21 protein-coding genes and 1 tRNA gene are annotated in these 23,631 nt (G+C 71.2%); 9 read left to right on the top strand and 13 right to left on the bottom strand.

What is annotated here, in order from left to right; genetic code table 11:
• Positions 1–11: 11 nt before the first annotated feature.
• Positions 12–85 (bottom strand) — tRNA-Pro (locus ABZ951_RS07430).
• Between the two features lie 129 nt (positions 86–214).
• Positions 215–1,147, bottom strand: a complete 933-nt coding sequence (locus ABZ951_RS07425; protein ID WP_344089418.1) for a metallophosphoesterase — start codon at positions 1,145–1,147, stop codon at positions 215–217.
• A 169-nt stretch (positions 1,148–1,316) separates the two neighbouring features.
• Between ABZ951_RS07425 and ABZ951_RS07420 the strand changes: the two genes are divergently transcribed.
• The gene (locus ABZ951_RS07420; protein WP_344089419.1) at positions 1,317–1,781 is read left to right on the top strand and encodes a GatB/YqeY domain-containing protein; all 465 of its coding nucleotides are present in this window, start codon (positions 1,317–1,319) and stop codon (positions 1,779–1,781) included.
• A gap of 89 nt (positions 1,782–1,870) precedes the next feature.
• On the opposite strand, the gene ABZ951_RS07415 is transcribed toward ABZ951_RS07420, so the two are convergent.
• Positions 1,871–4,072 carry a transglycosylase domain-containing protein gene (locus ABZ951_RS07415; protein WP_344089420.1) on the bottom strand — a complete coding sequence of 734 codons (2,202 nt, stop codon included), beginning with the start codon at positions 4,070–4,072 and terminating at the stop codon, positions 1,871–1,873.
• 385 nt (positions 4,073–4,457) lie between these two features.
• On the opposite strand from ABZ951_RS07415, the gene ABZ951_RS07410 reads away from it, so the two are divergent.
• Positions 4,458–4,793 carry a WhiB family transcriptional regulator gene (locus tag ABZ951_RS07410; RefSeq protein ID WP_344089467.1) on the top strand — a complete coding sequence of 112 codons (336 nt, stop codon included), beginning with the start codon at positions 4,458–4,460 and terminating at the stop codon, positions 4,791–4,793.
• Between the two features lie 40 nt (positions 4,794–4,833).
• Here ABZ951_RS07410 and ABZ951_RS07405 read toward each other — a convergent pair whose 3' ends face one another.
• A complete protein-coding gene (locus ABZ951_RS07405) occupies positions 4,834–6,303 on the bottom strand; it encodes an ArsA family ATPase (protein ID WP_344089468.1) in 1,470 nt (489 codons plus the stop codon).
• A 62-nt stretch (positions 6,304–6,365) separates the two neighbouring features.
• Positions 6,366–7,358: an ArsA-related P-loop ATPase gene (locus tag ABZ951_RS07400; protein ID WP_344089421.1), complete on the bottom strand. Its 993-nt coding sequence runs from the start codon at positions 7,356–7,358 to the stop codon at positions 6,366–6,368.
• Positions 7,359–7,686: 328 nt separating this feature from the next.
• Between ABZ951_RS07400 and ABZ951_RS07395 the strand changes: the two genes are divergently transcribed.
• Genes ABZ951_RS07395 through ABZ951_RS07380 form a run of 4 tightly spaced genes read left to right on the top strand, consistent with a single transcriptional unit; the run spans position 7,687 to position 10,100 of the window.
• The gene (locus tag ABZ951_RS07395; protein WP_344089422.1) at positions 7,687–7,845 is read left to right on the top strand and encodes a DUF4177 domain-containing protein; all 159 of its coding nucleotides are present in this window, start codon (positions 7,687–7,689) and stop codon (positions 7,843–7,845) included.
• Positions 7,842–8,306 carry a RidA family protein gene (locus tag ABZ951_RS07390; RefSeq protein WP_344089423.1) on the top strand — a complete coding sequence of 155 codons (465 nt, stop codon included), beginning with the start codon at positions 7,842–7,844 and terminating at the stop codon, positions 8,304–8,306. The genes ABZ951_RS07395 and ABZ951_RS07390 overlap by 4 nt, the downstream gene beginning before the upstream one ends.
• A gap of 58 nt (positions 8,307–8,364) precedes the next feature.
• Positions 8,365–9,273: an NUDIX hydrolase gene (locus ABZ951_RS07385; RefSeq protein ID WP_344089424.1), complete on the top strand. Its 909-nt coding sequence runs from the start codon at positions 8,365–8,367 to the stop codon at positions 9,271–9,273.
• On the top strand, positions 9,270–10,100 hold the full coding sequence (locus ABZ951_RS07380; RefSeq protein WP_344089425.1) for an MBL fold metallo-hydrolase: 831 nt from the start codon (positions 9,270–9,272) through the stop codon (positions 10,098–10,100). Before ABZ951_RS07385 ends, ABZ951_RS07380 begins: the two co-directional genes overlap by 4 nt.
• 157 nt (positions 10,101–10,257) lie before the next feature.
• Here ABZ951_RS07380 and ABZ951_RS07375 read toward each other — a convergent pair whose 3' ends face one another.
• The gene (locus tag ABZ951_RS07375; RefSeq protein ID WP_030367278.1) at positions 10,258–10,932 is read right to left on the bottom strand and encodes a Crp/Fnr family transcriptional regulator; all 675 of its coding nucleotides are present in this window, start codon (positions 10,930–10,932) and stop codon (positions 10,258–10,260) included.
• A 520-nt stretch (positions 10,933–11,452) separates the two neighbouring features.
• Between ABZ951_RS07375 and nth the strand changes: the two genes are divergently transcribed.
• From nth to ABZ951_RS07360, 3 genes are all read left to right on the top strand, one after another.
• Positions 11,453–12,310, top strand: a complete 858-nt coding sequence (gene nth, locus ABZ951_RS07370) for an endonuclease III (protein WP_344089469.1) — start codon at positions 11,453–11,455, stop codon at positions 12,308–12,310.
• Positions 12,311–12,355: 45 nt separating this feature from the next.
• A complete protein-coding gene (locus ABZ951_RS07365; protein ID WP_344089426.1) occupies positions 12,356–13,039 on the top strand; it encodes a CoA pyrophosphatase in 684 nt (227 codons plus the stop codon).
• 81 nt (positions 13,040–13,120) lie between these two features.
• Positions 13,121–14,317, top strand: a complete 1,197-nt coding sequence (locus ABZ951_RS07360) for a MarP family serine protease (RefSeq protein WP_344089427.1) — start codon at positions 13,121–13,123, stop codon at positions 14,315–14,317.
• 45 nt (positions 14,318–14,362) lie between these two features.
• On the opposite strand, the gene ABZ951_RS07355 is transcribed toward ABZ951_RS07360, so the two are convergent.
• The 7 genes from ABZ951_RS07355 to ABZ951_RS07325 form a co-directional block, all read right to left on the bottom strand.
• Positions 14,363–14,575, bottom strand: a complete 213-nt coding sequence (locus tag ABZ951_RS07355) for a hypothetical protein (RefSeq protein ID WP_344089428.1) — start codon at positions 14,573–14,575, stop codon at positions 14,363–14,365.
• 127 nt (positions 14,576–14,702) lie between these two features.
• Positions 14,703–15,749, bottom strand: coding sequence for an alpha/beta hydrolase (locus ABZ951_RS07350; protein WP_344089429.1), 1,047 nt, complete (start codon positions 15,747–15,749; stop codon positions 14,703–14,705).
• Positions 15,746–16,234, bottom strand: coding sequence for a phage holin family protein (locus ABZ951_RS07345; protein ID WP_344089430.1), 489 nt, complete (start codon positions 16,232–16,234; stop codon positions 15,746–15,748). Before ABZ951_RS07345 ends, ABZ951_RS07350 begins: the two co-directional genes overlap by 4 nt.
• 67 nt (positions 16,235–16,301) lie before the next feature.
• Complete coding sequence (gene nhaA, locus ABZ951_RS07340; RefSeq protein WP_344089431.1) at positions 16,302–17,699, bottom strand: Na+/H+ antiporter NhaA; 1,398 nt, start codon at positions 17,697–17,699, stop codon at positions 16,302–16,304.
• A 177-nt stretch (positions 17,700–17,876) separates the two neighbouring features.
• A complete protein-coding gene (gene acs / locus ABZ951_RS07335; protein WP_344089432.1) occupies positions 17,877–19,844 on the bottom strand; it encodes an acetate--CoA ligase in 1,968 nt (655 codons plus the stop codon).
• Between the two features lie 167 nt (positions 19,845–20,011).
• The gene (locus tag ABZ951_RS07330; protein ID WP_344089433.1) at positions 20,012–22,309 is read right to left on the bottom strand and encodes a SulP family inorganic anion transporter; all 2,298 of its coding nucleotides are present in this window, start codon (positions 22,307–22,309) and stop codon (positions 20,012–20,014) included.
• Positions 22,310–22,606: 297 nt separating this feature from the next.
• Positions 22,607–23,599, bottom strand: a complete 993-nt coding sequence (locus ABZ951_RS07325) for an ATP-binding protein (RefSeq protein ID WP_344089434.1) — start codon at positions 23,597–23,599, stop codon at positions 22,607–22,609.
• Between the last annotated feature and the right edge of the window lie 32 nt (positions 23,600–23,631).

Below are 23,631 nucleotides of genomic sequence, written 5' to 3'. Positions count from 1 at the left end.
TCTGACCAGTGTCGGGGTGGCGGGATTTGAACCCACGACCTCTTCGTCCCGAACGAAGCGCGCTGCCAAGCTGCGCTACACCCCGATCCGCCGCCTCGGGATTCCACTCTCGTAGATCCCCGGTGCAACGAGCTCTACTTTAGCGGACCGGAGCCGGGAGACGAAATCCGATTCCCGGGGGCCGCAGGTGGGGGCCCGTGGCCCCCGGAGCGGGTCAGTCGCGGTCGCGTGCGGTGAGGGTGAGCAGCGTCGCCTCCGGCGGGCAGGCGAAGCGGACCGGGGTGTAGCGGTTGGTGCCGCAGCCCGCCGAGACGTGGAGGTACGAGCGCTGCCCCCCGGCGCGGTGGCTGGAGAGGCCCTTGACCCGCTCGGCGTCGATGTCGCAGTTGGTGACGAGCGCGCCGTAGAAGGGGATGCAGAGCTGCCCGCCGTGGGTGTGGCCCGCGAGGATCAAGGGGTAGCGGTCGGCGGTGAAGGCGTCGAGCACCCGCAGGTACGGGGCGTGCACGACGGCCATCGAGAAGTCGGCCGCCTCCTCGGGGCCGCCGGCCACCTCCGCGTACCGGTCACGCTTGATGTGCGGGTCGTCCAGGCCGGTCAGCGCGATGTCATAGCCGTCGATCTTGAGGTTGCCGCGGGTGTTGGTGAGGTTGGCCCAGCCCGCGGCGTCGAAGCCGTCGCGCAGCTCCTCCCACGGGTTGTGGATCACGCCGACGGCCGGGGCGTTGCCGTTCAGGCCGTGGCGGCCGCTGGCCCGCTCCAGCAGGTAGCGGGCCGGGTTGCGGAGCTTGGGCCCGTAGTAGTCGTTCGAGCCGAAGACGTACGCGCCGGGGAACTCCATCAGCGGGCCGAGGGCGTCGAGCGTCTCGGGCACGCCCTCGGGGTCGGAGAGGTTGTCGCCGGTGTTGATGACGAAGTCGGGGCGCAGCCCGGCCAGCGATTGCAGCCAGCGCTGCTTCTTGCGCTGCCCGCCGACCATGTGGATGTCCGACACCTGCAGCACCCGCAGCGGCCGCATCCCCGGTGGCAGCACGGGCACGCTGACCCGCCGCAGCCGGAAGGAGCGGACCTCGAAGCCGGCCGCGTAGGCGAGGCCGGCCGCGCCGACTGCCGTGATTCCCAGGGGTACTCCGTATCGCGCGCGCATGGGACCTATGGTCGCAGACCTTCCGGGTGCCGTGGTCACCGCGGTCGGCGCCTGTGGACAACTCCGGTGGCGGCCGACAGCGCGGCCGGGGGCGGGAGTTGCGGCCCGCGGGCGCCGCACCGGCCGTTAATGCGGGGCGCATGCCGTGGCCGGGTGCGAAGATTGCGGCATGACCACGCTCAAGTCCAAGCTCCACGACGACCTCACGACCGCCATCAAGGCGCGTGACGAGCTGCGCTCCTCCACGCTCCGCCTCACCCTGTCCGCGATCGCCTACGAGGAGACCGCGGGCAAGACCTCCCGCGAGCTCTCCGACGACGAGGTGCAGAAGGTGATCACGCGCGAGGTGAAGAAGCGCCGCGAGGCGGCGGACGCGTTCGCCAAGGGTGGTCGCGCCGAGTCGGCGGAGCGCGAGCGGGCCGAGGGCGAGGTGCTCGCCGAGTACCTGCCACAGCAGCTGTCGGACGAGGAGATCGCCGCGATCGTCGCGGACGCCGTGGCGGAGGCCAGGGCCGCGGGCGCCGAGGGCCCGCGGGCCATGGGCGCGGTCATGAAGATCGTGAACCCGAAGGTCGCGGGTCGCGCCGAGGGCGGCCGCGTCGCCGCCCAGGTGAAGAAGCTCCTCGCGGGCTGATAGGCGGCCGGCCGCGGACGGCTCACGCACAGGGGCGCCCGGACCATCATGGTCCGGGCGCCCCTGTGCGTATCAGGTACTCCTGCTGATCAGCGACCGCCGGTGCCGCCGGTGCGGCCGGAGCCGGGCGGGTTGTGCTTGCCGCCGTTGCCGCCGCCGGGCTTGTTCTTGCCGGGCTTGCCGTTGCCCGTGCCGCTGTCGTCGCCGTTGTCACGGCCCCGGTTCCGGTCGCCACCGCCGATCGCGACGGTGTCGAAGGACGGCGCCGGCTTGTCCTCCAGCGCCCCGGACATGGCGTCACGCCAGATCGGACCGGGGGTGTCGGCTCCGTAGACCTTGTCGTGGTAGACGCCGCCGATGGTGATGTTCTCCATCTCGACCTTGTCGCCCGGGCCGCCGACCCAGACCGCGCCGGCCATGTTCGGGGTGTAGCCCACGAACCAGGCGGCCCGGCGCTCGTCGGTCGTACCGGTCTTGCCCGCGCTGTCGCGGCCGCTCAGCCCGGCCTCCTTGCCCGTGCCGTCCTCGACGACGCCCTGGAGGAGGGTGTTGACGGTGTTGGCGGTCTGCTCGGACATGGCCCGCGAGCACTGCGTCTTGGGGACGGTGATGCCCTTGCCGTTCGGGCCGGTGGCCGAGGAGATGAGGACGGGGGTGCAGTACTTACCGCCGTTGGCGAAGGTCGCGTAGGCGGCCGCCATGCTCAGCGGGGACATGCCGTCGGAGCCGCCGAGGGTGAGGGCGGGCACCTGGGCGAACTTTCCGCCGTCGGCCGGCTTCAGACCCATCTTCGAGGCCATCTTCGTCACCGGGCAGAGGCCGATGTCCTCGACGAGCTGGATGAAGTAGGTGTTGACCGACTTCGCGGTCGCCTCCCGCATCCCGTACGGGCCGATCTCGCTCTTGTTCTCGTTGGCGACGGTCGCCCCCTCGCCGTTCTTCCACGTGCCGTCACACGTCTTGATCGAGCTGGGGTACTCCATCCGGTACGGCGAGGAGTAGGACTTGCCCGCCGAGTAGCCCTCCTCCAGCGCGGCCGCCGCCACGATCGGCTTGAACGTCGAGCCCACCTGGAAGCCGAAGTTCGAACCGCCCTGTGCCTTGTCGGCCGAGAGGTTGATCTGCGTCTGGTTCGGACCGAAGCCGTACGGGCGGGACTGCCCCATACCGAGTACTTTGCCTGTTCCGGGCTCTACGATCGATACCGCAGTGGCCACAGAATCGTTCTGGTAGACGTGATCACTGATCGACTTCTGTACGGACTTCTGGGTCTGCGGGTCCAGAGTGGTGCGGATCGTCATGCCGCCCTCGTTCCAGCGCTTGGCCCGCGCCTCCTTCGTCTTGCCGAAGGCGGGGTCCTGGAGGAAGGTCTCGCGGACGTAGTCGCAGAAGAAGCCCGCACCGTCGACGGCGGTGATGCAGCCGCTCTTCGGCCGGGTGATCTTGAGGGTGAGCGGCTTGGCCTGGGCGGCGGTGGCCTCGGCCGGGGTGATGTTCTTCAGGTCGGCCATCCGCTGGAGCACCATGTTGCGCCGCTTGGTGGCTTCCTTGGGGGCGTTGACGGGGTCGAAGCGGCTCGGCGACTGGACGATGCCGGCCAGCAGCGCGGACTCCTCCAGGGTGAGGTCCTTGGCCCGCTTGCTGAAGTAGCGCTGGGCGGCGGCCTCGACGCCGTAGGACTGCTGCCCGAAGAAGGTGATGTTCAGGTAGTTGTTGAGGATCCGTTTCTTGCCCAGTTCCTTCTCGACCTGGATGGCGTACTTCAGCTCCTTGACCTTGCGGCCGAGGGTCTGCTGAGTGGCCACGGCGACCTTGGCGGGGTCGTCACCGGCCTCCTCGACGAAGATGTTCTTGACGTACTGCTGGGTGAGGGTGGAAGCGCCTTCCGAGACGCCGCCGGACTGGGCGTTCTTGTTGAGCGCGCGGAGGACGCCCTTGAGGTCGACGGCCCCGTGCTCGTAGAAGCGCGCGTCCTCGATGGCGACGATCGCCTGCTGCATATAGGGGGAGATCTCGTTCAGCGGCACGACCGTGCGGTCACGGGAGTACACCTTCGCGATCTCGCCGCCCTTGGCGTCGAGGATGGTGGTCCGCTGACTGAGCGGCGGGGTCTTCATGCTGGCCGGAATCTCGTCGAACCCCTCGACGGACCCCTTCGCCGCGAGGCCGAAGGCTCCTACCGCAGGCAGGGCCAGACCTGCCAGAACCGCCCCGGAGAGCACGCTGACACCCAGAAATTTCGCGGCCTGCCGGGTCATGTGATGACCCTCGCCCGAGCGCTTCATAGCCATGAAGGGAAGCCTACGTTCTCATTCGGCGGACAGACGCCCGTGTGTTCGCCTACGCTGTTTCACGCCAGTCACTACGATGCCGTTCCGCATCACCTCCGTCTTCACTCTTGTGAGTGATGAGACGTGTCCGTATTGCCGTCTGTGTCACTCGGTGCCCCGCAAGGCAAGGGTGATCTGCCCCGGTATCAGGGGAATGGCCGGTGATGTCGCCAGCTCACTCCGTTGGGTGATCTGCCGCGTACGCATAGTCCGTTCGGGCCATCCAAGATTGGGCCCGAAGGGGCTGTTGTCCCCTGCCTGCCTTCCGTAACGTCCTCAACTGGCAACGGTGAATATGCCGCTGCCGCCGTGGGGGAGCCTCGATTCGGGAGAGGACGGCGCCAGCATGGGCTGGGTAACCGACTGGAGTGCGCAGGCAGCCTGCCGCACTACCGATCCGGATGAACTATTCGTTCAGGGCGCAGCACAGAACAGGGCCAAGGCGGTCTGCACCGGATGCCCGGTGCGCACCGAGTGCCTGGCCGACGCGTTGGACAACCGCGTCGAGTTCGGCGTGTGGGGTGGGATGACCGAGCGGGAGCGGCGTGCGCTGCTCAGGCGGCGGCCCACGGTCACCTCGTGGCGCAGGCTCCTGGAGACCGCCCGTACGGAATACGAGCAGGGGGCGGGAATCCTGCCGCTCGGCGATGAGGAGTACGACGCGTACGCCGCGGTCGGCTGACCGCCGCGGCGCATGGCGTCACAGCGCTGGTGCTGACCCGTCAGGGACGGGTGTCGGTACCGCTGTCAGGCGTGCCCACGGCGCCTTCGACGGCCTGCGCGGTGGCGGGTCGGCCGGCGAGCAGCTCACCGATCGCCCGGAGCCCCGCCAGGTCGTGCACATCGCCGGGCAGGGCGGCCACTTCCGCGACCGCGACCTCAGGGTGCAGCGCGGTGAAGCGGTCGCGTGTGCGCCGTTCGCGAGTGAGCACGTGCATGCGCTCGGCGTGCAGCCGCAACAGGCCCGCGGTCAGCCGTGCGGTGGAGGCCTCCGCGGTGGAACTCCGTGCCGTGGGGATCCGTGCCGCCGTGTCTCCTGAGGAAGCAGGCTGGGGGAGGCCGCTCTCGGGAGGGGACGGGACCGAGGGAGCGTCGGTGCCCGCGGAGTCGACGGTACGTGAGCCAGCTTGCCCGCCGACACGATCCACAATGCCGCCGCCGTCAAGATTTTCTGATGGTTTCATCGGCGCCTGCGCCGAGGCGTCCGCCGCCTTCGCGCCGGAGTCCTCCAGCAGGGCTTCCGCCGCGGCCAGCGCCCGGTCCGCCGGGAGCCGTGCGGCCTCACTGCCGTGCACCCGGTTGAGGACGAGCCCGGCCAGCGGCATCCGCTCCGCGGCCAGCCGTTCGACGAAATAGGCCGCCTCCCGCAGCGCGTCCCGCTCCGGGGCCGCGACGACCAGGAAGGCCGTCCCGGGCGCCTGGAGCAGCCGGTAGGTGGCATCGGCCCGGGTGCGGAAGCCGCCGAACATCGTGTCCATGGCGGCCACGAACGTCTGCACGTCGCGCAGCAGCTGGGCCCCCATCAGCTTGTTGAGCGGGCCGCTCATCACCGACATGCCGACACCGAGGAACTTCATCCCGGCCCGGCCGCCGAGTTTCGCCGGCGCCATCAGCACCTTGATGAACTTCCCGTCCAAGAACGACCCCAGCCGCCCCGGGGCGTCCAGGAAGTCCAGTGCCGAGCGGCTCGGCGGGGTGTCCACGACGATCAGGTCCCACTCGTCGCGCGCGCGGAGCTGGCCGAGCTTCTCCATCGCCATGTACTCCTGCGTGCCCGCGAAACCGGCCGACAGGGACTGGTAGAAGGGGTTCTCCAGGATGGCCCGGGCCCGCTCCTTGTCGGCGTGCGTCTCGACGATCTCGTCGAACGTCCGCTTCATGTCGAGCATCATGGCGTGCAGTTCGCCGCCCGCTGCGGTGTCGGTGCCGGGCACCCGGCGGGGCACGTTGTCGAGCTCCTCGATGCCCATCGACTGCGCCAGCCTGCGGGCCGGGTCGATCGTCAGGACGACGACCTTCCGGCCGCGCTCCGCCGCCCGCACGCCCAGCGCGGCCGCGGTGGTGGTCTTGCCGACGCCGCCCGAGCCGCAGCACACCACGATGCGGGTGCGGGGGTTGTCGAGGACGGGGTCGATGTCGAGTACGGCCGCCTTGTCGAGGCCGTTCCCCTTGGCCGCCGATCCGTGATGCACCGTGCCCCCCTCGTCGTCGCCCTCGTGTGTCGTCCGTGGCCCGGCGGCCGGGTGCGCGCCGCTCACAGCCATTCCTGCTTCCGCAGCGCGCGGGCCATCCGGTAGAGGCCCGCCAGGTCCACGCCGTCGCCGAGCAGCTCCAGCTCGTACGTGGGCAGACCGAGGCCCGCCAGCTCCGTGCGCCCGCTGTGCTCCAGGGCGATCCGCTCGGTGTGCTCGCGGGCCTGTGCCACCAGCGGGTCGACCAGGTCCTCGGCGAGGCCCGCACGGTGCGCGCCGCCGAACCCGGTCCGCTCCAGTGCCTGCGCGAGCGTGCGGGCGACCTCCGCGCGCCGGCCGTTCGCGGCGACCTCGACAGCCGCCGCGCCGAGTATCTCCGGGCGCACCATATTGATCACGACACCGCCCACCGGGAGCTGTGCCGCGCGCAGCTCCGCGATGCCGTCCACGGTCTCCTGGACCGGCATCTCCTCCAGGAGCGTCACCATGTGCACGGCCGTCTCGGGCGACTTCAGCACCCGCATCACGGCCTGTGCCTGATGGTGGATCGGGCCGATCCGCGCCAGGCCGGCCACTTCGTCGTTGACGTTGAGGAAGCGGGTGATGCGGCCGGTGGGCGGCGCGTCCATGATCACGTGGTCGTAGACGAAGCGGCCCGCGCGGTCCTTGCGGCGCACCGCCTCGCACGCCTTGCCGGTCAGCAGGACATCGCGCAGGCCGGGGGCGATGGTCGTCGCGAAATCGATCGCCCCGAGCTTCTTCAGCGCCCGCCCGGCGCTGCCGAGCTTGTAGAACATCTGGAGGTAGTCCAGGAGCGCCCGTTCGGCGTCGATGGCGAGCGCGTACACCTCACCGCCGCCCCCGGGCGCCACCGCGATCTTCCGTTCCTCGTAGGGCAGCGCCTCGGTCTCGAAGAGCTGCGCGATGCCCTGCCGCCCTTCGACCTCCACCAGAAGGGTGCGTTTGCCCTCGGCGGCGAGGGCGAGTGCGAGTGCAGCGGCGACCGTGGTCTTGCCGGTTCCGCCCTTGCCGGTGACGACATGGAGCCTGCTCATGATTCGGAGCCTAATTCGTCGGCAGCGGCCGTGTGGCCTCAGGTGGCGACATCAGGTCGTGCGGAGCGGTGAGGCCCGTCACGCCCAACTGGCCGCCCTTTCCCGTCGCTCCCGGCACCGGAGGCGGCACGAGCGGCGCCGGCCCCCCGGGCGGCGGGCCGAATGGCCGCCAAGCCGTCGCCGGGCCCGTCGGACGGCACGCGCGGGGGGCGCCCAGGCGCTGCTGAACGGTGGTGCCGCGGCCGCCGGGGCCGGCGGCCGGGGCGGCCGGCAGGTCGGCGCACCGACCACGCGCGAGGCTGTCGGTGTCAGGCATTACAGTCGGGCCATGACCAAGTGGGAATACGCAACGGTGCCCCTTCTCGTGCACGCGACCAAGCAGATCCTGGACACCTGGGGCGAGGACGGCTGGGAGCTCGTCCAGGTCGTCCCGGGCCCGAACAACCCGGAGCAGCTGGTGGCCTACCTCAAGCGGGCGAAGCCTTGAGCGCCGTCGAGGCCAGGCTCGCCGAGCTCGGACTGACGCTGCCTGACGTCGTACCGCCGCTGGCCGCCTACCAGCCGGCCGTGCGCTCCGGCGCGTATGTCTACACCGCCGGCCAGCTGCCGATGGTCAAGGGCTCCGTCCCGGCCACCGGCAAGGTCGGTGCCGAGGTCAGTGCCGAGCAGGCCAAGGAGCTCGCCGGGGTCTGCGCGCTCAACGCCCTGGCCGCCGTGAAGTCCGTCATCGGCGACCTGGACAAGATCGTCCGCGTGGTCAAGGTCGTGGGCTTCGTCGCCTCCGCCCCGGACTTCACCGCACAGCCCGGCGTCATCAACGGTGCCAGCGAGCTGCTGGGCGAGGTGCTCGGTGAGAAGGGCGTCCACGCCCGCTCCGCCGTGGGCGTGACGGTGCTGCCGCTGGACGCTCCGGTCGAGGTCGAGGTCCTCGTGGAGGTCCGGGACTGACCCGTGGGGCGGCCTCGCCGCCCTCGAACATCCGCGCAGGAGCGCATAGCATCCGGCCATGTCGACTTCGAACGGCCAGTGGTACCCGCCGGAGTGGCCGGACCGGATCAGGGCGCTCGCGCGCGGCGAGCTGCGGCCCGTGCCGCCCCGGCGCGCCGCGACAGTACTACTGCTGCGCGACGGAGCCGGCGGCCCCGCTGTCCACATGCTGCGCAGACGCGCCTCCATGGCCTTCGCCGGAGGCGCGTACGCGTACCCGGGCGGCTCCGTGGACCCCCGCGACGAGCGCGACGTGCCCTGGGCAGGCCCGTCCCGCGCGGACTGGGCGCGGCGCCTGGGCGTGGACGCCGCGTCCGCCCAGTCCATCGTCTGCGCCGCCGTCCGGGAGACGTTCGAGGAGGCTGGGGTGCTGCTGGCGGGCCCGGCGCCCGACACGGTCGTCGCCGACACCACCGGGCCCGGGTGGGAGGCCGACCGCGCCGCCCTGGTCACCCGCGAGCTGTCCTTCGCCGACTTCCTCGACCGGCGCGGCCTGCTCCTGCGCAGCGACCTCCTGGGCGCCTGGGCCCGCTGGATCACCCCCGAATTCGAACCCCGCCGCTACGACACCTGGTTCTTCGTGGCCGCCCTCCCCGAGGGGCAGCGCACCCGCAACGCCTCGACGGAAGCGGACCGCACCCAGTGGATCCGCCCGGCCGAGGCGGCCGACGGCTACGACCGCGGAGACCTGCTGATGATGCCGCCCACCATCTCCACGCTGCGCGCGCTCCGCCCGTACAGCAGCGTGGCCGGGGCCCTGGCCGCCTCGGGTGACCGGGATCTCACGCCTGTGATCGCGCGAGCGCGCCTCGGCGAGGACGGCATCGTGCTGAGCTGGCCGGGGCACGACGAATTCACCCGGCACGTGCCCACCACGCGACCTTCCGCACAGCGGACCGCTTCGAAGCCTTCGGAGGCCGACTCATGACAGACACAGGCGATCTTCCCGGGCGGCCCCGCCAGGGCGCTGTCGGCGGGCCCGCGACCGCCCGCGCCGTGTGTGTCCTCGCCCCGAACCCGTCCGCCATGACGCTCGACGGCACCAATACGTGGATCGTCTCCGAGCCCGACTCCGACCTCGCCGTCGTCATCGACCCCGGGCCGCTGGACGAGAACCACCTCCGGGCGGTCATCGCCACCGCCGAGGCCGCGGGCAAACGGGTGGCCGTCACCCTCCTGTCGCACGGCCACCACGACCACGCCGAGGGCGCCGGGCGGTTCGCGGAGCTGACGGGGACGTCCGTCCGGGCACTGGACCCCAAACTGCGCCTCGGCGGCGAAGGGCTGGGCCTGGGCGACGTCATCACCACCGGCGGTCTGGAGCTGCACGTCCTCTCCACCCCCGGGCACACCGCCGACTCCCTGTGCTTCCACCTCCCCGCGGACCGCGCGCTGTTCAGCGGCGACATGGTCCTGGGCCGGGGCACCACCATGGTGGCCCACCCCGACGGACGGCTGGGCGACTACCTGGACTCGCTGCGGCGGCTGCGCGCGCTCACCGTCGACGAGGGCGTGGAGACGGTGCTGCCCGGCCACGGGCCGGTGCTGGACGACGCCCGGGGCGCCATCGACTACTACCTGGTCCACCGGGCGAAGCGGCTCGCCCAGGTGGAGACCGCCGTCGAGAACGGCCTGCGCACACCGTCGGAGGTGGTGGCCCACGTCTACGCGGACGTCGACCGCTCGCTGTGGCCCGCGGCCGAGCTGTCCGTGCGGGCCCAGCTGGACTACCTGGGCGAGCACGGGCTGATCTAGGCACTTCCCCGCCCCGTTCGCGCAGGCGGCCGCTGACGGCCCTCTGCGGGGCGTTCACGGCCACCCGGGTGCCTGCCCGCACGAAAGGCCCCCGCCGCGGACGGCGGGGGCCTTTCAGGCGTTCATGGGGTGCGGGGCCGCGCGGCCCCGCCCACCGTCAGCGCGAGCGCTTGGCGAGACGCTCCACGTCCAGGAGGATCACCGCACGGGCCTCCAGACGGAGCCAGCCCCGTCCGGCGAAGTCCGCGAGCGCCTTGTTGACCGTCTCGCGGGAGGCGCCGACCAGCTGGGCCAGCTCCTCCTGGGTGAGGTCGTGCACCACGTGGATGCCTTCCTCGGACTGCACGCCGAAGCGGCGCGACAGGTCCAGGAGGGCCTTGGCGACACGGCCGGGGACGTCGGAGAAGACGAGGTCCGACATCGAGTCGTTGGTGCGGCGCAGCCGGCGGGCGACCGCGCGCAGCAGAGCGGTGGCCACCTCGGGGCGGGCGTTGAGCCAGGGCTGGAGGTCGCCGTGGCCCAGCCCGAGCAGCTTGACCTCGGTGAGGGCGGTGGCGGTCGCCGTGCGCGGGCCCGGGTCGAAGAGCGACAGCTCCCCGATGAGCTCGCCCGGGCCGAGGACGGCGAGCATGTTCTCGCGGCCGTCCGGGGACGTGCGGTGCAGCTTCACCTTGCCTTCGGTCACCACGTAGAGGCGGTCGCCGGGATCCCCCTCGTGGAACAGGGCGTCGCCCCTCGCGAGGGTGGCCTCGCCCATGGAGGCGCGCAGCTCAGCGGCCTGCTCGTCATCGAGCGCCGCGAAAAGCGGGGCGCGCCGCAGAACGTCGTCCACGAGTTCTCTCCTTGTCGACATGCACAGAGGACCGTGGTCCCCATGATGCCCGTCGGTAAAACTGTGTGATCAAACACAAGTGTCGCGCATCGTCGCCCGGAGCCCTACGGCAGGGGTCCGATTGGGCTGTGGTTTTCCTGCGCACGGGCCGGATGTCAGTGACGGGCTTTAGTCTGGCCGGGTGTCCAATACGCCGGTGAGAGCACAGGGCAAGGGGGCCGGAAGGGTGACTCCGGCCCGTAATTCCGCTGTGGGCGAACGTCCGCCCGCGAAAAAGGCGAAAGCCGCGACCGAGGCCAAACCGCCGGTCGAGGAGACCGCCGAACGGACGATCGGATCCGAATCCTCCGCTAAGGGCCGGCCTCGGGGCAAGCGGGCCGCCGGAGGGACGCCGCAGGCCGCGTCCGGCTCCGGGAGCGCCGAGCCTTCGGCTAAGACGGAGCAGCCTTCGGCCAAGGCCGCGCAGTCCTCGGCCAAGGCAGTGAAGACCCCCGCCAAGGCGGCGAAGGCCCCCGCCAAGGTGGCGAAGACCCCGGTCAAGGCGGCGAAGCCCGCTGCCGAGACCGCCAAAGCCCCGGCCAAGGCCGTTAAAGCTCCGGCCAAGGCCGCCGCGCCGGAGTCGCGCGCCGCGCTCGTCCGCCGCGCGCGCCGCATCAACCGCGAGCTCGCCGAGGTCTACCCCTACGCCCACCCCGAGCTCGACTTCGAGAACTCCTTCGAGCTCCTCGTCGCCACGGTCCTCTCCGCCCAGACCACCGACCTGAGGGTCAACCAGACCACCCCCGCCCTCTTCGCCGCCTACCCGACGCCCGAGGACATGGCCGCCGCCGACCCCGAGGCGCTGGAACAGCTCATCCGGCCGACCGGCTTCTTCCGGGCCAAGGCCAAGTCGCTCATAGGTCTCTCCACCGCCCTGCGCGACCGCTTCGACGGCGAGGTGCCGGGCCGCCTGGAGGATTTGGTGACGCTGCCCGGCGTCGGCCGCAAGACCGCCAACGTGGTCCTGGGCAACGCCTACGGCGTCCCCGGCATCACCGTCGACACCCACTTCGGCCGGCTCGTCCGCCGCTGGAAGTGGACCGACGAGACCGACCCGGTGAAGGTCGAGGCCGTGGTTTGCGACCTCTTCCCCAAGAGCGAGTGGACGATGCTCTCGCACCGCGTCGTCTTCCACGGCAGGCGCATCTGCCACTCCCGCAAGCCCGCCTGCGGTGCCTGCCCGATCGCCCCGCTCTGCCCCTCGTACGGGGAGGGGGAGACCGACCCCGAGAAGGCGGAGAAGCTCCTGAAGTACGAGAAGGGCGGACTGCCCGGCCAGCGGCTCAAGCCCCCGCCCGACTACCCGGGCCTGCCCGCCCGCCCCCTGGGAGCCGAGTGACCGCTTCGCCCGCCCAGTGACCGCACCAAAGCCGAGGGGACACGCATGACGAGCACGTACGGCCGTGGGGCCGCCATCACCGCCGAGGGGCTGCCCGAGTGGCTCGACCCGGTGGCGCGCGCCTCGGAGACGATCGAGCCGCACCAGCTCAGCCGCTTCCTGCCGCCGGACACCGGCGGACGCCAGTCCGCGGTGCTCATCCTCTTCGGCGACGGCCCCAAGGGCCCGGAACTGCTGCTCCTGGAGCGGGCCGGCACGCTGCGCTCGCACGCCGGGCAGCCGTCCTTCCCCGGCGGCGCGCTCGACCCGGAGGACGGCGACCCGGCCGCGGGCGGGCTGGTCCGCGCCGCCCTGCGCGAGGCCGAGGAGGAAACCGGCCTCGACGCCTCGGGCGTGCAGATCTTCGGGGTGCTGCCCCAGCTCTACATCCCGGTGAGCGGTTTCGTCGTGACGCCCGTGCTCGGCTGGTGGCGCGAGCCCACCCCGGTCGGCCCGGTCGACGCGGCCGAGACCGCCCGGGTCTTCACCGTGCCGGTCTCCGACCTCACCGACCCGGAGAACCGGGCGACGGCCCTCCACCCCAGCGGCCACAGCGGCCCCGCGTTCCAGGTCGGCGGCGCGCTCGTATGGGGGTTCACCGCAGGGGTGATCGACCGGATCCTGCACTACTCCGGCTGGGAACTTCCCTGGGACCGGGACCGGAAGGTCCCGCTGGACTGGCGGGCCTGACGGACATGAGACGGTGATCCCGGCCCCACGGCACACGGGGCCCACGACATCGCCGACAACATCATTGCGAGGCATCTTCCGGTGAACGTGCTGGACATCGTGCTGCTGATCGCCGCCGTGTGGTTCGCCGTCGTCGGCTACCGCCAGGGCTTCGTCGTCGGGGTGCTGTCCGTGATCGGCTTTGTCGGCGGCGGCCTCGTGGCCGTCTATCTGCTGCCCCTGATCTGGGACAGCGCCACCGACGAGGAGCCGGGCACGGCCGCGGCCGTCGCGGCCGTCGTCATCGTGATCGTCTGCGCCTCGGTCGGCCAGGCCACCACCACCCACCTGGGCAACAAACTCCGCCGCCACATCACCTGGTCCCCGGCCCGCGCCCTGGACGCCACGGGCGGCGCGCTCGTCAACGTCGTCGCCATGCTGCTGGTCGCCTGGCTGATCGGTTCCGCCCTCGCGGGCACCTCCCTGCCGACGCTGGGCAAGGAGGTCCGCAACTCCAAGGTGCTGCTCGGCGTCGCCCGGGTGGTGCCGGCCCAGGCCAACACCTGGTTCGCGGACTTCAGCAGCGCCCTCGCGCAGAACGGCTTCCCGCAGGTCTTCGCCCCGTTCTCCACCGAGCCCATCACCTCCGTGCCCGCGCCCGACCCGGCGCTCGCGGCCAGTCCTGTGGCCACGGCCGCCCAGCGCAGCATCGTCAAGGTCGTCGGCACCGCGCCCAGCTGCGGCAAGGTCCTGGAGGGCACCGGCTTCGTCTTCGCCGAAGGCCGGGTGATGACCAACGCCCACGTCGTCGGCGGGGTGGACGAGCCGACCGTGCAGATCGGCGGACAGGGCCGCCGGTACGACGCGAAGGTCGTCCTCTACGACTGGAAGCGTGACATCGCCGTCCTCGACGTGCCGCAGCTGCAGGCACCGGTGCTGCGCTTTACCGACACCGATGCGGAGACGGGCCGCAGCGCCATCGTCGCCGGCTTCCCCGAGAACGGCTCGTACGACGTCCGCGCCGCCCGCGTCCGCAGCAGGGTCCAGGCCAACGGCCCGGACATCTACCACCGCGGAAACGTCCGCCGCGACGTCTACTCCCTCTACACCACCGTCCGCCAGGGCAACTCCGGCGGGCCCCTGCTCACCCCGGAGGGCAAGGTCTACGGAGTGGTCTTCGCCAAGTCCCTCGACGACGCCGACACCGGCTACGCCCTCACGGCGGACGAGGTGCGACAGGACGCCATCAGCGGCCGTACGGCCACGGCGCGGGTCAACACCCAGGGCTGCGCCCTCTGAGCCCCGTAAGGGCCCCGTGGGGCCCTTACGGTCCGCCCGGTGCGCTCAGCGGCCGCGCGGATGGTGGCGCAGCCGCGCCGACACCCAGCGGGCACGGCGGCGGAGGATGCGCGGAATGCCGATGAGGGGATCGGGCCCGGCCGCCGGCCGGTGCTCACCCCTCGTGGCCCTCTCGGTCACCTCGCTCACGGCCAGTGCGGAGTCGCCCTCGGCGCCCCGCTCCTGCGTCACGTCACGGTAGTCGTGCGTCCAGCCCATACCGAGGTCTGTGCCCGGCCCCGGTGGTCGGTAATCGCCCGGGGGTCCCTCAATTGGCCTATGCGCCGGGCAATTGGCCGTTCGAGGAACGGGTGTACCCACGGGCGGGCGGGGCCCGCGGAGCCCGTCAGCGGTCGGGTTCCGGGTCTTTCAGCCAGTTGATCAGCTCGGTCGAGAACGCCACCGGGTCCTCTTCGTGCGGGAAGTGCCCGAGCCCGTCGAAGAGCCGCCAGCGGTAGGGCGCCTCCACGTACTGCCCGGACCCCGCCGCACTGCGTGTGCGCATCACCGGATCGAGCGAACCGTGGACGTGCAGCGTGGGCACCCTGACCGGCCGCTTCATCCGGCGGTTGAACTGGATGCCGTCCGGCCGCGCCATCGACCGCACCATCCACCGGTACGGCTCGATCGAACAGTGGGCCGTGGACGGGATCGACATCGCCCGCCGGTAGACCTCGACGGCCTCGTCGTCCGGCAGCCGGGGTCCCGACCAGTCCCGCACCAGCCGCCCCACCAGCGCCGCGTCGTCCGCGATGAGCCGGCGCTCGGGCAGCCACGGCCGCTGGAAGCCCCAGATGTAGGAACCGGCCGCGCTCTGCTTGAGGTCGGCGAGCATCGCCGAGCGCCAGCGCCGCGGGTGCGGCATCGAGGAGACCACGAGCCGGCGCACCAGCTTGGGCCGCATGACCGCCGCCGTCCACGCCAGGTAGCCACCCAGATCGTGCCCGACCAGCGCGGCGTCCGGCTCGCCGAGGGAGCGGATCACACCGGTGATGTCGAGAGCGAGATTCGCCGGATCGTAGCCGCGCGGCGTGCGGTCGCTGCCGCCCACCCCGCGCAGATCCATGGCCACGGCCCGGTACCCCGCGTCCGCGAGCGCCGGCAGCTGGTGCCGCCAAGCCCACCAGAACTGCGGGAAGCCGTGCAGCAGCAGCACCAGCGGCCCCTCGCCCATCTCGGCGATATGGAACCGCGCGCCGTTCGCCGCGACCTCCCGGTGCACCCACGGTCCGTCGGGCCGGACGACCGAAGCGGCCGGGGACCCTGCCGGCGGCGCCGCGGAGCCGCCACCGGGGCCCGGGACACCGGCCGCGCCCGCTTCTCCCGGGGAGGCCGGCGTACCGGGCTCGGGTTCGGGGGAAGCGGGCGCTGCGGAGGTATCGGGCACCGTCATACGGACGAGCGTGTCACAGATGCGTCCACCGGGCTCGTGTCCACCAGCGGCCGCGGGTGCGGCTTGACGGTGCCCAGCACGGCAGCGGTCTGCTTCGCCGAGGCGATGCTCTTCTCGGGCTTCTTGACCTTCTTGAACTTGGACACCGCCAGCAGCCCCAGCACCGCCGCCACCACCAGGAACGCAGCGCCGACGATCAGGAACGACCAGGCCAGGCCGAGACCGAGATTGTGGATCCCGTACGCCGCGGCGAAGCTCAGCACCGGCAGCGAGAAGAGCGCCAGCGTCCCGGCCGCGGCGATCGCGCCACCGCCGATGCCGACCCGCTTCGCGTCCTGCCGCAGCTCCGCCTTGGCCAGGGCGATCTCGTCGTGGACCAGCGCGGACAGCTCGGTGGTGGCCGTCGCCACCAGCTGGCCGAGGCTGCGGTCCGCGCCGTTCGCGCCCTGCGTACCGGTCGCCGCACCGTCGTCGGCTGCGCTCATCGGCTGCTCCCTCATCGTCATCCGCTTCGTCATCCGCGGGTCTTTGGCGGATGTCAAGACTCTCAGATCATGCCGGACCATCGTCCCCGGTGGGGCGCGCTGCGGCGACATCGGCCAGCCTGCGGTGCTCGGCCGCCCTCGCCTCCAGGATCGCGGCCATCCGCAGGTGGTAGGCGGGGTTGTCCTGTTCGTAGATGTCCGGGATGCCGTCCTGGTCGTCGTCCCGGTCCTCGTCGGCGCACAGCTTCCTGTACTTGTTGTCGCGAAGCTTCAGCAGCACGCTCGCGACGACGGCCGCTATCAGCGAGCCGACGAGGACCGCCGCCTTGACCTCATCGGTGAGCAGGGGGTCCTCGGCGAAGGCGAGCTCGCCGATCAGCAGGGACACCGTGAAGCCGATGCCGGCCAGGGAGGCGACGGCCAGCACGTCCGGCCACCGGAGGTCCGGATTGAGCTCCGCCCTGGTGAACCGCGCCGCCAGCCACGTCCCGCCGAACACCCCGATCGCCTTGCCGACGACCAGGCCGAGGACCACGCCGAGCGTCTCCGGCTTGGTGAAGACGTCGGTGATCGCACCGCCGGAGACCGCGACACCGGCCGAGAAAAGCGCGAACAGTGGTACTGCCAGTCCCGCCGACAAGGGCCGCACCAGATGTTCGATGTGCTCGCCGGGGGAGTGACTCTCCCCCTCGCGGCGGTGGCAGCGCAGCATCAGACCCATGGCGACACCGGCGATGGTGGCGTGGACGCCGCTGTTGTACATCAGGGCCCAGTTGACGATCCCCAGCGGCACGTAGACGTACCAGCCCCGCACGCCCTTGCGGAGCAGCAGCCAGAAGACGGCAAGGCCCAGCACGGCGAGGCCGAGGGCAGTGAAGTCGAGCTGCGAGGTGAAGAAGACCGCGATGATGAGGATCGCGAAGAGGTCATCGACGACGGCGAGGGTCAGCAGGAACGCGCGCAGCGCCGACGGCAGGGCCGTGCCGATGACGGCCAGGACGGCGAGCGCGAAGGCGATGTCGGTGGCGGTGGGCACCGCCCAGCCGTCCAGTGCCCCCCCGCCTGTCTTCGCGACCGTGAAGTAGACGAGCGCGGGTGCCGCCATGCCGCAGATCGCCGCGACCACGGGCAGGATGGCCGCCTTCGGATCGCGCAGCTCGCCCGCGACCAGCTCGCGCTTGAGCTCGATGCCCGCCACGAAGAAGAAGACGGCGAGCAGCCCGTCGGCGGCCCAGTGCTGAAGGGAGAGGTTCAGTCCGACGGCGCCGGGGCCGAAGTGGAACGAGCGGACCGTCTCGTAGCTGTCGCGCAGCGGAGTGTTCGCCCAGATCAGCGCGGCGACGGCGGCGGCGAGCAGCAGCACACCGCCGACGGTCTCGGTACGCAGGGCCTCGGCGAGGTAGTTCCGCTCGGGCAACGGCAGCCGTCCGAGGAAGACGGAACGGCGGTTCTTGGGCGCGGCCACGGCGGTGGACCTCCTGGGGGCGACTGGATACACGTGTGCTGTGTGCCGACCAGACTTCCCGGCGCGCCCTTGATTCTTGTCGCGATCTTTACGCGATGAGTACTTACCTTAGCCGGAAAGAGTGAAAGGCACCCGGCGGGTTGCCGGGTGCCTTCCGGGTACGTGCCCGAATCCGGGTCAGTCCTCGCCGGTGGTGCCGGGGAGCTGGGACTGGATCAGGGCCATCACCGAGGAGTCGGTCAGCGTCGTCACATCGCCGAGCGTGCGGTTCTCGGCCACGTCCCGCAGCAGCCGGCGCATGATCTTGCCGGAACGGGTCTTGGGCAGCTCCGCGACCGGCAGGATCCGCTTGGGCTTGGCGATCGGCCCGAGCTGCTTGGCGACGTGCGCCCGCAACTCCTCCACCAGGCCCTCGTCGTCCGCGTCCACACCGCCGCGCAGGATGACGAAGGCGCAGATGGCCTGGGTCGTCTGGGGGTCGGCCGCGCCGACGACCGCCGCCTCGGCGACCTTCGGGTGTGAGACGAGCGCGGACTCGACCTCGGTGGTGGAGATGTTGTGACCGGAGACCAGCATCACGTCGTCCACCCGGCCGAGCAGCCAGATGTCGCCGTCGTCGTCCTTCTTGGCGCCGTCGCCCGCGAAGTAGCGGTTCTCGAAGCGGGACCAGTAGGTGTCGATGTAGCGCTGGTCGTCGCCCCAGATGGTGCGGAGCATCGACGGCCACGGCTCGGTGAGGACGAGGTAGCCGCCGGCGCCGTCCGGCACCTCGTTGGCGTCGTCGTCGACGACGGTCGCGGCGATGCCGGGGAGCGGCACCTGGGCCGAACCGGGCTTCGTCTCGGTGACCCCCGGCAGCGGGCTGATCATCATGCCGCCGGTCTCGGTCTGCCACCACGTGTCCACCACGGGCGTCCGGTCGGCGCCGATGTGCTTGCGGTACCAGACCCACGCCTCGGGGTTGATGGGCTCGCCGACCGAGCCGAGGATCCGCAGGCTGGACAGGTCGAACTTGGCCGGGATGTCGTCGCCCCACTTCATGGCGGCGCGGATCGCGGTGGGGGCGGTGTAGAGGACCGTGACCCCGTACTTCTGGACGATCTCCCACCAGCGGCCCTGGTGCGGGGTGTCGGGGGTGCCCTCGTAGAGCACCTCCGTCGCTCCGTTGCTCAGCGGGCCGTAGACGATGTACGAGTGGCCGGTCACCCAGCCGACGTCGGCCGTGCACCAGAAGACGTCCGTCTCCGGCTTGAGGTCGAAGACGGCCTGGTGGGTGTACGAGACCTGGGTGAGGTATCCGCCGGTGGTGTGCAGGATGCCCTTGGGCTTACCGGTGGTGCCGGAGGTGTAGAGGATGAACAGCGGGTGCTCGGCGTCGAACGCCTGGGGCGTGTGCTGCTCCGACTGGCTCTCGACCAGCTCATGCCACCACACGTCCCGGCCCTCGGTCCACGCGACGTCCTCCTGGCCGGTGCGGCGGACGACGAGGACGCTGCGGACGTTCTCCGTGCCGGGGCGGGTCAGCGCCTCGTCGACGGCGGGCTTGAGCGCGGACGCCTTGCCCCGGCGGTAGCCGCCGTCGGCGGTGATGACGACGCGGGCGTCGGCGTCGTTGATGCGGGTCGCCAGGGCGTCCGCCGAGAAGCCGCCGAAGACCAGCGAGTGCGGGGCGCCGATCCGGGCACAGGCCAGCATCGAGACGACCGCTTCGGGGATCATCGGCAGGTAGATCGCGACCCGGTCGCCCGCCTGCACACCGAGCTCGGTCAGGGCGTTGGCGGCCTTGGAGACCTCGCGCTGGAGCTCGGCGTAGGTGATGCGGCGGGTGTCGCCGGGCTCGCCCTCGAAGTGAAGGGCCACCCGGTCGCCCAGGCCGTTCTCCACGTGGCGGTCTACGCAGTTGTACGCCACGTTGAGCCGGCCGTCGGCGAACCACTTGGCGAACGGTGGGTTCGACCAGTCCAGCGTTTCGGTGGGCTCGGTCTCCCAGCTCAGGCGGCGAGCCTGCGCGGCCCAGAAGCCCAGCCGATCAGCCTTCGCCTGCTCGTACGCCTCCGCGGTGACGTTGGCGGCGGCGGCCAGGTCGGCAGGCGGTGCGAAGCGGCGCTCCTCCTTCAAGAGGTTGGCCAGGCTTTCGTTGCTCACGACATCTCCCTTTCCCAGGGTGCCCGTTGTGTCCCGGCCCTTAGCTCATCAGCCCGGGGCACGCCCTGACAAGGGTTGCCGGCGAAAAATGGTTTAGACCTATGCGGATACGCGTCGTACGAGGTGGCAGGGGTCGGCGACCCGATGACCGCCGGCCCCGGGGCGGCTCAGACGGCGTCGAGGACTTCGGGCCGTACGGCCTTGAAGGTGCGCAACCGGGGATTGAGCACATAAGCCTGCGCCTCGGCCACATGGAAGTACATCCCGTGCAACTGGAGCGATCCCTCGGCCACCCGGCGGGCGACACATGAATAAGCCATCAGGTGGTCGAGCTGTTGCATCACGTTGACGAGCGCGAGTCGCTCGCCGTCGTCGGCCACGGGCCGGTCGGCCAGCGCCACTTCGCCGCGGCCGAGCCGGCCGATCCGCTGCATCCGGGCCAGGCTCGGCCGGCCGTGCAGCAGCCAGCGGGTGAGCGGGGTCTGCTGGGCACCGGGCTCCCGGCCCACCGTCCCCAGCAGGGCCTGCATCGCACCGCATCCGGAGTGCCCGCAGACGGTGATGCTGCCGACCTGAAGCACCTCCACCGCGTACTCCACGGCGGCACCCACCGAATCACACGTGCCGTCGTTGCCGGGCGGCGGGATCAGGTTGCCGACATTGCGCACGGTGAACAGATCACCGGGCCCGCTGGAGGTGATCATGCTCGTCACCAGCCGGGAATCCGCGCAGGTCAGGAAGAGCTGGGTGGGACGCTGGCCCTCACGGGCGAGCCGGGCCAGCTCGCCCCGGACGAGCGGGGCCGTGTTGCGCTGGAACGCGCTGACCCCGCCGAGAAGCTGCTCCCCACCCCCTTGGCCCGGAGCGCTCCCGGCCTCGGCCGGGCGGGTGCAGTGGTGGTTGCGCCAAGGCGTCCAGGGCCGGCAGACGTGGGAGCTGGCGGGCTCGGCGATCGGCTGCCCGCCCCGGCCGCGGAGCGTGACCCAGCCGCCGCGCGCGCGGTGCGCGTCGGTCCACGACTGCAAAGCGTCGTATGCCGCATGATCCATGAAGGAACCGCCCAGTTCGACCACCACGTCCGCCGCCTCCGGTACATGTGCGAGTGCCCGGCTCAGCCGGGGCACGGCCAGAAAAGTCATTTGCCCACTGACGCGCACCAGGTGGGCGTCCCTCTCCGCCTCGACGGTGATACGGGTGTGGGTCAGCCGCCGCAGGGAGAGGAACGCGGCGACCGCGATCCCGACCGCGAGGCCCTGCAGGACGCCGAAGAGCACCACGGCTCCGAGCGTCGCCGCGTACATCGGGAACTCCCGGTGCCGCTGCACATGCTTGATGTGCGCAAAGCTCACCATCTTCACGCCGACCGCCATGACCAGCGCCGCGAGCGCGGCCAGCGGAATCAGCTCCAGCACGCTCGCCAGGAGGCCCAGGCAGAACAGCATCCATACGCCGTGCAGCACGGTGGACATCCGGCTGACGGCCCCGGCCTTGACGTTGGCCGTGCCGCGGATCGCGCCCCCGGCGACCGGCAGGCCACCGAGCAGGCCGGACACCACATTGGCCGCGCCCTGGCCGGCCAGCTCACGGTCGAGCCCGGCGGGGCCGGCGGGCATGCCCGGCCGTTCGGACCGCAGCCGGTCGACGGCCACCGCGGACAGCAGGGACTCCATGCTCGCGACGAGCGTGACCGTCAGGACGGCCGCGAACACTCCGAGCACCGGGCCGTCCGGCAGCGCGGGCAACGCCTGCAACTCCCAGCGCGGCAAGGAGACCCGGGGCACCGTGAGGCCGGTGCTCACCGCGGTGGCGACGGCCACGGCCGCCAGCGGCGCGGGGACCGTACGGGCCCACCGCCCGGCGTGGCCGGGCAGCCGCGGCCACGCCGCCAGCACGGCCACGGTGACCGCTCCGACCAGCAGCGCCGAGGGGTGAAAGGCCATCAACTGGCTGGGCAGCGCCGCGATATTCTCCAGCGCGGAGCTGTTGGGGCTGTCGCCCAGCACGACATGCAGCTGCCCGAGGGTGATCGTTACACCGATGCCGGCGAGCATCCCGTGCACGATCGCGGGGCTGACGGCCAGCGCCGCCCGAGCCACCTTCCCGGCCCCCAGAGCCAGTTGCGCCAGCCCTGCGAGCGCCGTGATCGCGCACGTGGCCCGCCATCCGTAGCGCTGGACCAGCTCGGCCGTCACCACGACGAGCCCGGTGGCGGCACCGCTGACCTGGAGCGGTGCGCCTCCCAGCAGTCCCGCGACCAGACCGCCCACGGCGGCCGCGATCAGACCAGCCTGCAGCGGCGCGCCGGTGGCCAGCGCGATGCCCAACGACAGCGGGACGGCGATCAGGAAGATGACGAGGGAGGCGGAGAGGTCCTGCCGCCAGCCGGACCGCACCTGGGAACCCTGTCGGTGGTGACCGCCCAGCGCGTGAGTGGGGGGTTTCGTCTGCGTCGGCTGAGGCTGCATGGTCGTTCCCGTCTTCGTCGGGGCGTCGCGGCCGCGGTGGAAGCGCGGTCGTGGTCACGGCGTGCAGCGGCGGGAGCGGCTGCGGTGGCGGGGCTTATCTCAACTCTGAGTAAACGAATCGTAATGGAGAGTAAAGGCGCCCGGGAAGTCCGGCTGGTCGAATAGCGGTGCGGTTCCTTCTATCGAGTGAATTGGCCTTTTGTGTGTTTGTCGGGCCTTTGTTTCTCCTTGTGCGGGCGCATGACAAAGGGCCCGGCTCCTGCGATCCGGGCCCCCGAAATGCCGCGAAGCTGCTGGTCAGACGGGCTGGGGAGCGGATGCCCAGCGCTCGTCCAGGACGAAGGCGGGGTCGACCTGCGCCGCCAGGTCGGCGCCCGTTTTGGCGTTGCCCCAGCTCTCCGCGTTCTTGAGGTGGAAGTGCACCATCTGGCGGGTGTAGCGCTGCCAGTCGCGCAGTTCGTACGTGCTGTCCGCCGTCTCGCGCAGGGTGCGCAGCGCCGTGCGGTTGCTCTCCTCGAGCAGTCCGAAACGCGGCGGCCTCCCCTTCTCCATGGCGCGCACCCAGTCGGAGTGGCCGACGCAGACCAGCAGGTCGTCCCCGACCTCGTCCCGCAGGAACTCGAGGTCGTCGGGGCCCTGCACCTTGTTGCCGACGACCTTCAGGCTGATGCCGAAGTCCCGTGCGTACTCCTTGTACTGGCGGTAGACGGAGATCCCCTTGCGGGTGGGTTCCGCGACCAGGAACGTCATGTCGAACCGCGTGAACATCCCGGACGCGAAGGAGTCGCTGCCCGCGGTCATGTCGACCACGACGTACTCGCCCGGCCCGTCGACGAGGTGATTGAGGCACAGCTCCACCGCGCCGACCTTGGAGTGGTAGCAGGCGACCCCGAGGTCGGACTCGGTGAACGGGCCCGTCGCCATCAGCCGGACCGAGTCGCCGTCGTCCAGCCGCACCGGCCTGGCGCACGCCGCGTAGACCGGGTTCTCCTCGTCGATCCGCAGCAGTCGCGAACCCTCGCCCGGTGGGGTCGTCTTGATCATGGTGTCTGCGGAGGCGATCCGGGGGTTGGAGCCTCGCAGATAGTCCTTGATCAGTGGCAGCTGGGCGCCCATCGCGGGCAGTGCGGCGGTCTCCTCGTCGTCCAGCCCGAGCGCCGCACCGAGGTGCTGGTTGATATCGGCGTCCACCGCCACGACGGGGACGCGGTCCGCGGCGAGATGGCGGATGAACAGTGAGGACAGCGTGGTCTTGCCGCTGCCGCCCTTCCCTACGAAAGCGATCTTCATGTTCACAAAGAGTAGGCCGATGGCCGCGGAAA

The organism is Streptomyces sp. NPDC046215 (assembly GCF_040646215.1).
Classification (GTDB): domain Bacteria; phylum Actinomycetota; class Actinomycetes; order Streptomycetales; family Streptomycetaceae; genus Streptomyces; species Streptomyces stramineus.
This window is presented reverse-complemented; position numbering and strand designations above follow the sequence as displayed.